Origin of the sequence: Actinomyces sp. HMSC075C01 (genome assembly GCF_001812965.1) — a bacterium.
Taxonomy (GTDB): Bacteria; Actinomycetota; Actinomycetes; order Actinomycetales; family Actinomycetaceae; genus Actinomyces; species Actinomyces acetigenes.
The window spans coordinates 117241-130273 of sequence record NZ_KV811028.1; the positions used below are offsets into that span (position 1 = coordinate 117241).

Annotated in this window: 11 protein-coding genes and 2 pseudogenes; 12 read left to right on the forward strand and 1 reads right to left on the reverse strand. The window is 67.3% G+C overall.

All coding sequences use genetic code 11. The features are described from left to right. Positions 1-23: 23 nt before the first annotated feature. From HMPREF2883_RS10850 to HMPREF2883_RS15635, 11 genes and pseudogenes are all read left to right on the forward strand, one after another. The gene (locus tag HMPREF2883_RS10850) at positions 24-839 is read left to right on the forward strand and encodes a purine nucleoside phosphorylase YfiH/LACC1 family protein (protein ID WP_070662186.1); all 816 of its coding nucleotides are present in this window, start codon (positions 24-26) and stop codon (positions 837-839) included. Positions 840-991: 152 nt separating this feature from the next. Continuing rightward, positions 992-1456, forward strand: coding sequence for a cell division protein SepF (locus tag HMPREF2883_RS10855; RefSeq protein ID WP_070662189.1), 465 nt, complete (start codon positions 992-994; stop codon positions 1454-1456). Positions 1457-1468: 12 nt separating this feature from the next. Continuing rightward, positions 1469-1765, forward strand: a complete 297-nt coding sequence (locus HMPREF2883_RS10860; protein ID WP_070662192.1) for a YggT family protein — start codon at positions 1469-1471, stop codon at positions 1763-1765. A 165-nt stretch (positions 1766-1930) separates the two neighbouring features. Continuing rightward, positions 1931-2539, forward strand: a complete 609-nt coding sequence (locus HMPREF2883_RS10865) for a DivIVA domain-containing protein (protein WP_070662195.1) — start codon at positions 1931-1933, stop codon at positions 2537-2539. Between the two features lie 244 nt (positions 2540-2783). Continuing rightward, positions 2784-3578, forward strand: coding sequence for a signal peptidase II (gene lspA / locus HMPREF2883_RS10870; protein ID WP_070662198.1), 795 nt, complete (start codon positions 2784-2786; stop codon positions 3576-3578). Next, positions 3575-4495 (forward strand): RluA family pseudouridine synthase, encoded by a 921-nt coding sequence (locus HMPREF2883_RS10875; RefSeq protein ID WP_070662201.1) that lies wholly within the window; start codon positions 3575-3577, stop codon positions 4493-4495. Before lspA ends, HMPREF2883_RS10875 begins: the two co-directional genes overlap by 4 nt. 75 nt (positions 4496-4570) lie before the next feature. Continuing rightward, positions 4571-5539 carry a ketopantoate reductase family protein gene (locus HMPREF2883_RS10880; protein ID WP_070662204.1) on the forward strand — a complete coding sequence of 323 codons (969 nt, stop codon included), beginning with the start codon at positions 4571-4573 and terminating at the stop codon, positions 5537-5539. A 176-nt stretch (positions 5540-5715) separates the two neighbouring features. Next, complete coding sequence (gene dnaE, locus HMPREF2883_RS10885; protein WP_070662207.1) at positions 5716-9309, forward strand: DNA polymerase III subunit alpha; 3594 nt, start codon at positions 5716-5718, stop codon at positions 9307-9309. Between the two features lie 65 nt (positions 9310-9374). Beyond that, positions 9375-9635, forward strand: a pseudogene (locus HMPREF2883_RS15630) (BCCT family transporter); the annotation flags it as partial. 19 nt (positions 9636-9654) lie between these two features. Continuing rightward, a pseudogene (locus HMPREF2883_RS15910) lies at positions 9655-9744 on the forward strand (BCCT family transporter); the annotation flags it as partial. Beyond that, positions 9724-10044 carry a BCCT family transporter gene (locus HMPREF2883_RS15635; protein WP_371080769.1) on the forward strand — a complete coding sequence of 107 codons (321 nt, stop codon included), beginning with the start codon at positions 9724-9726 and terminating at the stop codon, positions 10042-10044. The pseudogene HMPREF2883_RS15910 and the gene HMPREF2883_RS15635, both read left to right, overlap by 21 nt. Positions 10045-10148: 104 nt before the next feature. Here the strand turns inward: HMPREF2883_RS15635 and HMPREF2883_RS14355 are convergent, their stop codons facing one another. Next, a complete protein-coding gene (locus HMPREF2883_RS14355; RefSeq protein WP_075371201.1) occupies positions 10149-10415 on the reverse strand; it encodes an RNA-binding S4 domain-containing protein in 267 nt (88 codons plus the stop codon). A gap of 186 nt (positions 10416-10601) precedes the next feature. On the opposite strand from HMPREF2883_RS14355, the gene HMPREF2883_RS10895 reads away from it, so the two are divergent. After that, on the forward strand, positions 10602-13022 hold the full coding sequence (locus HMPREF2883_RS10895) for a right-handed parallel beta-helix repeat-containing protein (RefSeq protein WP_070662214.1): 2421 nt from the start codon (positions 10602-10604) through the stop codon (positions 13020-13022). Positions 13023-13033: the final 11 nt, after the last annotated feature.

Here is a 13033-nt window from a genome sequence, read left to right on the forward strand (position 1 = left end):
TCGCTGCCCGGGGATGCGGCAACATGTGCGACACCGGTGCCGTTGAGATCTCGGACCTGATCGAGGTGGATCTGGGCCCGCGGGCTCGTGGGTACTTCACTACCCGCGGCCTGCGGGCCCGTCCCGTCCTGGCCCCGGAGGGTGGCGCTCGGGATCGGGGCGCCGAAAGCGGGGACGAGACCGCCTATGGCGGGTGGAACCTGGCACTCCACGTCGGAGACGACCCGCAACGTGTTCATGGTCACCGTCGTCAGCTCGAGGGGCTGCTCGGGCTCGAGCGGGGGCGTCACCTGGCCTGGATGAACCAGATCCACTCCGCCGTCGTGGCCACGGCTCAGGTTGACGAGGTGCCCGAGGCGGATGCGCTCGTCCTGGACTCCCGGACGGCCGGGGCGCCCGCGGGCTGCTGCGTTCTCGTGGCCGACTGCGTCCCCGTCCTGCTGGCGTCCCGGGACGGCGCTCTCACCGCCGCCGTGCACGCCGGACGGCGAGGCATGCTCGACGGTGTCGTCCCCGCCACGATCGAGTTCCTCCAGCGCGGCGGAGTGGAGCCGGCGGATCTGTGGGCCGCCGTGGGCCCGTCGATCTGCGGCTCCTGCTACGAGGTCCCCGAGGACATGCTCGCGCTGTCCGCGCAGCGCGAACCGGCGTGCGCCTCGCGCACATCGTGGGGCACGCCCGGCCTTGACGTCGCGGCAGGTGTGCTCGCCCAGCTCGAGCGCGCCGGTGTTGGTCACATCAGTGCTGGTCAGTGGTGCACCTATGAGGACCCTCGTTTCTTCTCCTACCGGCGCGACGGAGTGACAGGACGCCTGGCCGGCATTGGAGTTCCGAGATAAGCCCCAGTGCGCTGAGTACCTCCTGGGCGTGACCTTCCTGAAACCTGAGGTTGGGGACACGCCGAGGTGAGGTCCCCATGCGGTGTCGTAGGGGCGGATACCGTCGCAGCACATCCGGAACGCAGGGGACCGGACGAACCAAGGAGCGATAAATGGGCGCGCTGCGCAGTATGACCAGTTTCCTCGGCTACTCGGAGCCGGAGGAGGAGACCTACGAGGACGGCTATGAGGCTGCCGACGCCGGTTACCCCGTGCAGGAGCACGAGCAGGACTACAGTGACGAGGGGTATGAGGACTTCTCCGCCCCGGCTGCGCCCGATCCCGTTGTCGCCGCCCCGGATCTTCGCCGTATCGTCACGGTTCACCCCTCGACCTACAACGAGGCCAGGATCATCGGAGAGTCCTTCCGCGACGGCGTCCCCGTCATCATCAACCTCACCGGTATGAGCGAGTCCGACGCGCGCCGCATGGTGGACTTCTCCGCCGGCCTGGTCTTCGGGCTGCACGGCGCCATCGAGCGCGTCACCCCGCGCGTGTTCCTGCTGACCCCGGCCAGCGTGGAGATCGACGGCGGTGAGGTCGCCGAGGCCCGCGGCCGCTTCTTCAACCAGAGCTGAGCTGACTCGTAGGTGAACCTCGTCTCCGCAGTAGCCGGGATCCTGTTGAGCATTCTGAGCCTGTACTTCCTCATCCTCCTGGTCAGGGTCGTGCTCGACTGGATTCAGGTCTTCGCCCGCCAGTGGCGCCCCCGGGGGGTCGTCCTGGTGCTGGCCAACCTTGTCTACGCTCTGACGGATCCGCCTCTGCGAGTGATCCGTCAGAGGGTTCCCATGGCACGCCTGGGAGGGGTCGGTATCGACCTGAGCTTCCTGGTCCTGGTCTTCGGGATCTGGATGATCCAGTGGTTGCTCGGACTTCTCGTCTGAACAGGTGTGAAGTCGTGAGCGAACCGCTAGAGTGCTGTTCTCACGTCAGCGTGAGATAGCGCGCTTGATGTGGCCTGAACCTCGAGTTCAGGTACTCTGTCCGCATGAGTGACCGGATGCCCGGTGCTCGTGACCTTATCCGTAACGACACCGAGGTGACGACCCATGACGCTGCTGACAGCAGACGACGTCCTCAACAAGAAGTTCCAGGCGACCAAGTTCCGTGAGGGCTACGAGCAGGACGAGGTCGACGAGTTCCTCGACGAGGTAGTCGAGGCGATGCGTCAGCTGGAGGCCGAGAACGCCGACCTCAAGGCCAAGCTCGAGGCCGCTAACCGCCGAGTGGCCCAGCTCGGCGAGGGAGCTGCCCTGCCCTCTGCCCCCGCTTCCCCCGTATCTCCGGTCCAGGCAGAGCCTGCCATGCCCATGCCGGCCGTCTCCGCCGGCGAGTCCGGCGCCCAGGGCCCGGCTGCTGCCTCCGGAATGCTCGAGCTGGCCCAGCGCCTTCACGATGAGCACGTCGCCAACGGCAAGGCCGAGGGCGAGCGCATCGTCACCGAGGCCCGCTCCACCGGTGAGCAGATCGTGCGCGAGGCTGAGGACCAGCGCAACCGCACCCTCGCCCAGCTGGAGAAGGAGCGTGCCAACCTCGAGCACAAGATCGACGAGCTGCGGCGCTTCGAGTCCGACTACCGCACTCGCCTCAAGAGCTACCTGCAGAACCTGCTGGCCAACGTCGAGGACGGCGGCGAGAGCTCCATCTCCAGCCTGTGATCCTTCAGGGGTCGTGATCCTCCAGGCCGTGATCGTCCCCGGCTCATCCCCGTGAATGTCTCCGGGACTGACCAACGGAGTTCCATCATGATGCTCCCCATCCGATCAGGACGGTCCAGCTCCTCCAGTCGTCAATGACACGGCCTCCTACGAAGGGCGGCGACCCGTGCGGGTCGCCGCCCTTCGCTGGGTACACAGCCCATTCATCACCCGTTCTCCTCTGAGTGCAATGCGAGAAAACCCCATGCCTGACCATGTCGATCCCGCCTCCTGCGTGGAGGAGGCCGCTGGCAACGTCGGTGACGCCGTCAACTCCGACAACGTTGTCCCACTGCCCACAGACAATCCCTTCAGCGCCATGGACGAAGCCATGACGACGCAGGCGGTGAACGGGAGGCGATCCGAACGCCTCCCGGTAATCGTGCTGTGGCTGGTGGCGGTCATCGTCATCGTCGTGGACCAGGTCTCCAAGCAGTGGGCACTCTCCGTGCTGTCCGACGGTCGGCACACGGCACTGCTCGGCCGCACGCTGGGGCTGGTCCTGGTGCGCAACCCGGGCGCCGCGTTCTCCTTCGCCACCGGGCAGACGTGGATTTTCGCACTCATTGCCTCGTTCGTCGTGGCCGTCATCATTCGCGTCTCCCAGAACCTGGCGTCCCGCTCCTGGGCGGTGGCCCTCGGCCTGGTCCTCGGTGGGGCGGTCGGCAACCTCATCGACCGCCTCCTGCGGGAGCCCGGATTCCTACGCGGTCACGTCATCGACTTCATCGACTACGGCGGCTATTTCGTGGGCAATGTCGCCGACATCGCGATCGTGCTGGCCGCCGTGGGCATCATCATCCTGTCCCTGGGCGGCTGGGAGATCGACGGCACACGGGCCGGCGCCCCGGACAATCCGGAAGCGGAAGTCACCGGCGGATCGACCTCCTCAGCCCGCAGGAGGGGCCGAGCCCGCCGGAAGGACCGTGCCGAGGCGTCCTCCGAGCCGGCGGGGTCCTCCGGGGCTTCAGGGCGGGCGGCCTCCGCGGAGCCGCAATGAGCGTGCGCCTACTGCCCGTGCCCGACGGCTTCGACGGCGAACGCGTCGATGCCGCGCTCGCCCGGATGACAGGCCTGTCCCGCAGCCGGGTCGGGGACCTGTGCGAGGCCGGAGGCGTGCGTCGCAGCGGCGAGGCGCTGGCCAAGTCCGCTCGTCTGCGCGCGGGCGAGCTCCTCGAAGTCGACCTGCCCGACCCGCGTCCCGCCGAACCGGTCGCCACTGCTGTGGAGGGCATGGAGCTGCTCTACGAGGACGAGGACATCGTCGTCGTCGACAAGCCCGCAGGTGTGGCCGCACACCCCTCCATGGGCTGGGACGGCCCCGACGTCCTCGGCGCCCTGAAAGCCATGCACGTGCGAGTGGCCACCTCCGGCGCCGCCGAGCGCCAGGGCATCGTCTCGCGCCTTGACGTGGGTACCTCGGGCGTCATGATCGTGGCCAAGGGGGAGCGGGCCTACTCGGTGCTCAAACGCGCTTTCCGGGAGCACACGGTGGACAAGGTCTACCACGCCCTGGTGCAGGGCCACCTCGATCCCTCCAGCGGCACGATCGACGCCCCCATCGGCCGTCACCCCAGCCGGGAGTGGAAGATGGCCATCATCGAGGGCGGGCGCGAGTCCATCACCCACTACGACGTCATCGAGGCGATGCCCGGGGCCTGCCTGGCCGAGATCCACCTCGAGACCGGACGCACCCACCAGATCCGCGTCCACATGGCCGCCGTCGGCCACCCCTGCGTCGGAGACGCCACCTACGGCGCCGATCCGGCCATGAGCGCGCGCACCGGTCTGATCCGCCAGTGGCTCCACGCCCGCGAGCTCGGCATCGTCCACCCCATCACCGGTGAGCACATGGTCTTCACCTCCGACTACCCCGACGACCTCGTCCACGCCCTCGATGTCCTGCGCCTGCCCTGAGCCTGATGATCGTCGGCACTGACACCCGGGCGTGGGAGCTCGTGGGGACAACAGCAGGACTGAGAGGAGACACTTGTGCGGATCGTCGTCATCGGCGCTGGGGGAATCGGAGGATGGCTCGGCGCCCGCCTGGCCGCGAGCGGCCAGCAGGTCGGGTTCCTCGTTCACGGCCGCACCCTGGCGGCCCTGCGCTCGGGCGGGCTGACGCTGCGCGACTGCTCCAGAGGCGAGGCCGGTACCTTGACCGCCCGCATCGAGACTGTGCTGGCCAGTGATGACCCGCAGGCTCTCACCGGCGCCCTGGGAGGTCAGCCGGACCTGGTCCTGGTGACCACGAAGGTCGATGCGCTGGCCCAGCTGGCCCCTGCGCTCAGGCGCCTGACCGGCTCCGCCACCGGTGTCGTCTCCACCCAGAACGGGATCAGTGCGCCCGGACTGCTCGCCGACGCCGTCGGCAAGGAGCACGTCCTGCCCGGGGCCGCCCGCGTCTACTCCGCGATCGTCTCGCCGGGAGATGTCCGCACCATCGGCAGTGCCGGCTCCCTGGCCCTGGGGGAGTGGGACGGCTGCGTCACCGCCCGCAGCCGCGCCGCCGTCCAGGCCCTCGAAGCGGCCGGAATCCGAGCCTGGGTCCCAGGCTCCATCTGGGCCGAGCTGTGGCGCAAGGCCTCCTTCGTCGTCGTCCAGGGTTCCCTCGGCGCCGCCACGAACGCGCCCATCGGCGTGCTGCGCACGGACCTGCGGGACGCCTTCACCCAGGCCGTGAGCGAGGTCGTCGCCGTCGCCGCGGCACTGGGGCACGACCTGGCCACCGACGACGCCCCCGACCCGGTCGCCGCGGCCCTGCGCATGGCCGACGCCCAGCCGGCCGGCGCCACCACCTCGATGCAGCGGGACATCGCCTCAGGTCTGCCCAGCGAGCTCGACGCCCAGCTCGGTGCGCTGTGCCGCGCCGGCGACGAGGCTGGCGTGCCCACCCCCGTGCTCGACCTCGCGCACAGCGTCCTGGCTCCGCGAGAGGCCGCTGTCCGGGCGGGCGCCTGAGTTCGAAGCACCTCTCGGAGGCGGCGGGGAGGACGTCACCCCGCCGAGGATTTCTCCCCCGGCTTAGCCGCCACCTCGGCCGCGTCCCGTCATGTCCGGCGAAGGTCCCGCCTTCCCGCAGGAGGGTGCGCGAACCTTCCAGGAGACAGGGAGCCGGGCGGGCCTAGGATGAGGCCATGGCGGAGATGAGCAGTCAGGAAGAAGCAGCCCCCACGGACGACTTCGTCCACCTCCACGTCCACACCGACTACTCCATGCTGGACGGCGCCGGGAAGATCAAGGACTACGTGGCCGAGGCCAAGCGGCTGGGTCAGCCCGCTCTGGCGATCACCGACCACGGCTACATGTTCGGAGCCTACGAGTTCTACGCGGCCGCCAAGGCCGCGGGCATCAAGCCGATCATCGGGGTCGAGGCGTACATGACGCCGGGCACCTCCCGCTTCGACAAGACCCGTGTGTTCTGGGGCGATGAGTCCCAGAGGAGCGACGACGTCTCCGCCCGCGGCTCCTACACGCACATGACGCTGCTCTCACGCAACAACGAGGGTCTGCACAACCTCATGCGCATGGACTCCTTCGCCTCCTTGGAGGGCCAGTGGGGCAAGGCGCCGCGCATCGACCGCGAGCTGCTCTCGCGCTACTCGGGCGGCCTCATTGGCTCCACCGGCTGCCCCTCCTCGGAGGTCCAGACCCGCTTGCGCCTGGGCCAGTGGGACGAAGCCCTGCGCGCTGCCGGCGAGCTGCAGGACATCTTCGGCAAGGAGTTCTTCTACGTCGAGCTCATGGACCACGGCCTGGAGATCGAGCAGCGCGTCACCAAGGACCTGCTGCGCATCGCCCAGGAGCTCGGGGCCCCGCTGCTGGCCACCAACGACTCCCACTACGTGCGCCCCGAGGACCGCACCATCCAGGACGCGATGCTGTGCATCAACTCCGGCTCCGTGCTCTCCGATCCGGACCGCTTCAAGTTCGATGGCGACACCTACTACCTGCGCCCCGGCGCCGAGATGCGCCGCCTCTTCTCCGAGATGCCCCAGGCCTGCGACAACACCCTGCTCGTGGCCGAGCAGTGCGACGTGCACTTCCGCACCGTGGATGAGGGGGCCTCCTACATGCCGGCCTTCCCCGTCCCCGAGGGGGAGACCGACGAGTCCTGGTTCATCAAGGAGTGCTGGCGAGGCATGGAGCGCCGGTTCAACGGCGACATCCCCGAGGACTGCCGTAAGCAGGCCGAGTACGAGATCAGCGTCATCACCCAGATGGGCTTCCCCGGCTACTTCCTCGTCGTGGCCGACTACATCAACTGGGCCAAGTCCCACGGCATCCGGGTCGGGCCGGGGCGTGGATCGGGAGCCGGCTCCATGGTCGCCTACGCCATGGGCATCACCGAGCTCAACCCGCTGCGTCACGGACTCATCTTCGAGCGCTTCCTCAACCCCGAGCGCATCTCCATGCCCGATATCGACGTCGACTTCGACGAGCGCCGGCGCGACGAGGTCATCGAGTACGTGCGTGAGAAGTACGGCGCCGACCGCATCAGCCAGGTGGTCACCTACGGTGTCATCAAGGCCAAGCAGTCCCTGAAGGACTCCAGTCGCGTCATGGGCTACCCCTACGCCGTCGGTGACCGGCTCACCAAGGCCATGCCCCCTTCCGTCCAGGGCAAGGACATCTCCATCAAGGGCATCTTCAACCCCGACGACGAGCGCTACGGGGAGGCCGAGGAGTTCCGCAGGCTGCACGCCGAGGACCCCGACGCCCAGAAGATCGTCGAGCTGGCCAAGGGTCTGGAGGGCATGACCCGGCAGTGGGGCGTCCACGCCTGCGCCGTCATCATGTCCTCGGCCACCCTGACCGACATCATCCCCATGATGCAGCGCCTGCAGGACGGCGCCGTCATCACCCAGTTCGACTACCCCACCTGCGAGCACCTGGGCCTGCTCAAGATGGACTTCCTGGGACTGCGCAACCTCACGGTCATCTCTGACGCCCTGGAGAACATCGTCGCCAACGGCAAGCCGGCCCTGGACATCGACCACGTCGAGCTCGACGACCGCGCCACCTACGAGCTGCTCTCACGCGGTGAGACACTGGGCGTCTTCCAGCTCGACGGCGGGGGGATGCGCACGCTGCTGCGGCTGATGAAGCCGGACAACTTCGAGGACATCTCCGCCGTCGGCGCCCTCTACCGGCCCGGCCCCATGGGGGCGGAGTCCCACACCAACTACGCGCTGCGCAAGAACGGCCTGCAGGAGGTCATCCCGATCCACCCCGAGCTCAAGGAGGCCCTCGACCCGATCCTGGGGACCACGCACGGTCTCATCGTGTACCAGGAGCAGGTCATGAAGATCGCCACCGACCTGGCGGGATTCTCCATGGGCAAGGCTGACGCGCTGCGCAAGGCCATGGGTAAGAAGAAGATGGACATCCTGGCCAAGATGTTCGTCGAGTTCGAGGCCGGAATGGTCCAGGCCGGCTTCTCCAAGGAGAGCGTCAAGACCCTGTGGGACGTCGTCGTCCCCTTCGCCAAGTACGCCTTCAACAAGGCCCACTCGGCCGCCTACGGCGTCGTGTCCTACTGGACGGCCTACCTCAAGGCGCACTACCCCACCGAGTACATGGCCGCCCTGCTCACCAGCCAGAAGGACAACAAGGACAAGCTGGCCGTATACCTGGGGGAGTGCCGCCACATGGGCATCACCGTCCTGCCCCCGGACGTCAACGCCTCGCGGGCCCAGTTCTCCGCGGTCGGTGAGGACGTGCGCTTCGGGCTGTCCGCGGTGCGCAACGTCGGCATCAACGTCGTCGACGCGATCGTGGCCGCCAGAGAGGACAAGGGCGAGTTCACCTCCTTCGAGGACTTCCTCGACAAGGTTCCCGCGGTCGTGTGCAACAAGCGCACCATCGACTCGCTCATCAAGGCCGGAGCCTTCGACTCCCTGGGACACACCCGGCGCTCCCTGCAGGCCTGCCACGAGGACTTCGTCGACGAGGTCATCGGCGTCAAGCGCAACGAGGCCGCCGGCCAGCTCGACCTGTTCGCCTCCCTCATGGGCGGCCCCGGCGACGCCGACGACTCGCCCTTCGGCAACGGCCCGGTCTTCTCCTCCGACGTTCCCAACCTTCCGGAGTGGGATAAGAAGGACAAGCTCGCCTACGAGCGCGACATGCTGGGGCTCTACGTCTCCGATCACCCCCTCATGGGACTGGAGGGGCTGCTGGGCAAGCTCGCGGACAAGGAGATCTCCGAGCTCCACGAGAACGATGAGCTGCCCGACGGCGCCATGGTCACCATCGCCGGGCTCATCACCTCGCTGACCCGCAAGACCACCAAGCAGGGCAACCTGTGGGCCATCGCCCAGGTCGAGGACCTGGCCGGAAGCATCGAGGTGCTCTTCTTCCCCCAGACCTATCAGACCGTCTCCACCATGCTGGCCCCCGACACGGTGGTCACGGTGCGTGGACGTCTCAACCGACGTGACGGGCAGGTCGCCCTGTACGCCCAGGAGATGACGATCCCGGACATCTCCAGCGCCACCCACGAGGCGGTCCTCATCACTCTGCCCACCAACCGGTGCACCGCTCCGCTGGTGGAGCAGTTCAAGGACGTGCTCACCAAGCACCCGGGTGGATCCACGGTCCGTCTGACACTGACCAGCCCGGGGCGCGAGGTACGTACCCAGCTGGACGCCTCGCTGCGGGTGGAGGCCTCGCCTGCCTTCTACTCCGACATCAAGGCCCTCCTCGGGCCGGGGTGCCTGCGCCACTAGCAGGCCGTTTCCGGGGGAGTGGGTCGCCCGCCCTAACGAGCCGGTCGAACAGTGCTGGTGCTGTCGTGGAAGCCTCCCGGTTCGGCACGATCCCCTTGGGCGGAGACGCCGAGGAGCCCGAGTACTCCACCGGATCCTGGGTCTCCACGATGCTCGCTACGGGAATGGGCATTGGACTGATTTTTTACGGAGTCGGTGAACCGCTCTACTTCTACACGTTGTCCCCGCCGGACACTGTCGACCCTCAGACGGCCAGAGCCGTCAGCACCGCTCTGGGCACGGCCATGTTCCACTGGACCATCTACCCGTGGGCGATGTACGCCCTGGTCGGATCGGCCTGCTCCCTGGGCCTGGCGGATCTCCTGGACACCCTTCGCAGGCATGTTCATCGCCCGCATCTCGCGCGGCCGCACCATCCGGCAGTTCGTCACCGGTGCCGACTCGGCCTCCATCGTCATGGGAGGGCTCTCGGAGAACGGCGCGACCGATCCGAGCCGTTTCACGGTCGTCTTCTGGGGCGTGGCCACCGGTGGCGTGGCCTCAGCCATGCTGCTGCGGCACCGGTGGCCAACCAGGTCCTGGTCGACTCGGTCACCACCGCGGTCACGACGGCCAACGAGCCCCATGAGGTCGAGACCATCGAGCTGCACACCAGGCTGTCGTCGACCGCCGGCAACGACGATGGAGATGATGAGGGCGCCGAGGACGGTACCGACGAGACCGCCAAGGACCTGAGGGGCGATGGCCGCGCCGTCGACGGTGCGGATGATGCGTCGGCAGGAGCCGACGGAGTCAGGGGGACGGGGCCTGAGGACTGCTCCTGGTGCTGGGGAGCGGGCTCATTGCTCGGTCCCCAGCTGCTCGACGGTGGCGCCCACCTGGCCTGCAGGGTGATCGACGACGACGACGTCGCCGTCGGTTAGGTGGTGCCCGCGACGCGTCTCCACGACGCCGTTGACAGTGACGTCTCCGGACTGGATGGCGATGCGCGCCTGTGCGCCGTCCTCCACCAGGCCCGCCAGCTTGAGGAACTGGCCGAGCCTGATGCTTCCGGACACTGAGATGAGCGGGTACCGAGATGCCCGCTGAGGTGTTGCATGCGTCATAGGTTGATCCTCGCAGACGGGGCATGAGATGTGCACGTCGGAGCAGGTAGCACCCCGCAAGAGCGGCCGGCAGCGAGGTGAGTGAGAGAAGCGTCTCTCAAAAGTATGCGGATATAACGGATGCCAAACAAAATTTATCACGGTAGGGTAACGGCGTTCTGATCACACTACGGAGACGGAGACACCATGAAGCGTCGAATCGTCGCCCAGATGGCGATACTCGCTCTATCGCTGTCGGCGCCTGTTCTGGCTGTGACTCATGCACCAGAAGCCGCTGCCGCTGACGGCAACATCATTCATGTCTCGGCCGAGGGCGGCTCGGACGCGGGAGACGGAACCGCTGCCAAGCCCCTTCAGACCATTGGAGCCGCCCTGAAGAAGGCCGGCGACGGAGACACCATCGAGCTGGCCAACGGCACCTACCGTGAGGGCGAGCTCGCTGTCGACAAGGGCGTGACCATCAAGGCGGCCGAGGGCGCCAAGCCGGTCCTCACCGGTGCGGAGGTCCCCACGAGCTGGAACGCCGGCGGCGACGGGAAGTGGTCCACGGGCAAGGACATGGTCCGCTTCTGCACGGTCTGCACCATCAACGCCGACCCCGCCAAGGAGGGGATCGCCGCACACCCCGAGCAGGTGTTCGTCGATGGCAAGCCCCTGACCCAGGTGCTCAGCCGCGCCGAGGTCACCGAGTCCACCTTCTTCGTCGATGACCCTGACCCGGTCACTCTGAAGAACCCGAACAACAACCAGGCCGGCTACAACGTCAAGCCGCACCGCGGCACCTCCTACGTCATCGGCGTCGACCCCAACCAGCACCAGGTCGAGGTGGTCCAGCACTCCCGCGCCCTGTCCTTCAACACCGATAACATCACCCTGTCGGGACTGACGGTGGAGAAGTACTCCGCAGTGCAGCGCTGGGACTACAACGACCCTGAGATCGGCACCATCTCCGGTGGTGGAACGGTTGTGGCCGCTCACGGCGCTCCTCGCATCGAGAACTCCACCTTCCGCTACTCCTCGACCGCCGGTGCGCTGCAGGTCATCGACTCGACCAACGCGGTCGTGTCGAACAACCTGTTCGAGAACAACGGCTCCAACGCCTTCGGCATCAACGACTCCAGCGGAGCCAAGGTGGAGAACAACCTGTGGAGGAACAACAACACCTCCGGCTTCATCACGAAGGACTGCGGAGCCTACTGCACCCTGGCCGACACCAAGATCACCCACGCCAAGAACATCCGCTTCGCCAACAACACCGTGGACTACTCGGCCACCGGCACGGACATCTCCGACCCCGCTGCCTATGACCAGAACCGTGCCGCAGGTGTCTGGTTCGACGAGGGCGTGATGGACTCCGAGATCGTTGGCAACTACTTCGTCAACGTCCCGGTGGCGATCTTCAACGAGGTCTCCTCCAACAACCTCATCGCCTCCAACATCGTGGCCGGGGCCGGCATCGGCATCCACGTCTCTGGGTCCAACGACACCCGCGTGTGGAACAACACCGTCTCCCACGCGCTCACCAGCCTGTGGATCCAGGAGGACACCCGTTCCGACGGCTGCAACGCCCGTAACGCCCAGGGCGTGTGCACCCAGGTGCAGAAGTGGAGCGCCGAGCACGGACTGAGCTGGGACACCACCAACACCCAGGTGATGAACAACATCTTCTCCTCCGAGCAGACCACCCCCATGCCCGGGGACCCGTGGCGCTACTCGGCCATGGTTCAGGTCCTGGGTGGGGCCAACCAGGACGGTTCCGGCGCGGTCTACGCCAATGAGATGGTCTCCAGCATCGACTACGACGTCTACTACCGCCAGGAGAACCCCCAGACCCTGTCGACCACGGTCCTGTGGAACTGGGGCGCCGACCGTATGAACCAGTCGGTCAACGCCGAGAAGCTCGCCGACTTCACGGCCAGCTCGAGCGTCAAGGCCGCGGGTAAGGAGTCCAACGGTCTGGACTTGCACGGCTCCCCGGAGAACAACCCGTTCTTCGTCAAGGAGTCGGCCAACCCGATGGACAAGACCTCGGACTTCCACCTCAAGGAGGGAAGCCCTGCCTCCGGTAACGGCCACGCCCTGCCCGAGGACATCGCCAAGACCCTTGGCGTCAACGCCAACGTTGCCGTGGACCGCGGTGCGCTCGTCAACGTCGCCTGGGGTGGCGGAGCCGTCCCCGGTGCCGGGGACGCCCCCGCTGACAACGCCAACAACGGCGGCAAGGCCGCTAACAACGGCGACAAGGCTGCCAACAACGGCGACAAGGCTGCCAACAACGGCGGCAAGGGCGGCAACACCAACAAGGGCGGCAAGGCCGACAACAACGGCTCCACCGTTGCCGACGGGGCCTCTGACGCCAGCGGCAAGAACACACAGAGCGCCAGCCCCTCTGACTCCAAGGCGGGGGCCGGCCAGAAGAACTCCAGCATCGCCAAGCCCGGCAGCAACGCTCAGGGCGGTCAGGGCCAGGCCGCTGCGGCTGCTGCGGCTACTGGCGGTGGCCGTCTTCCCCTCACCGGTGCCAGCATGACCGGCATCGTCCTGGCAGTGGCCGCCATCGCCCTGGGCGGCGGTTTCATCCTGGTGCGCCGTCGCATGGCCGACTGACCAGTTCCGGC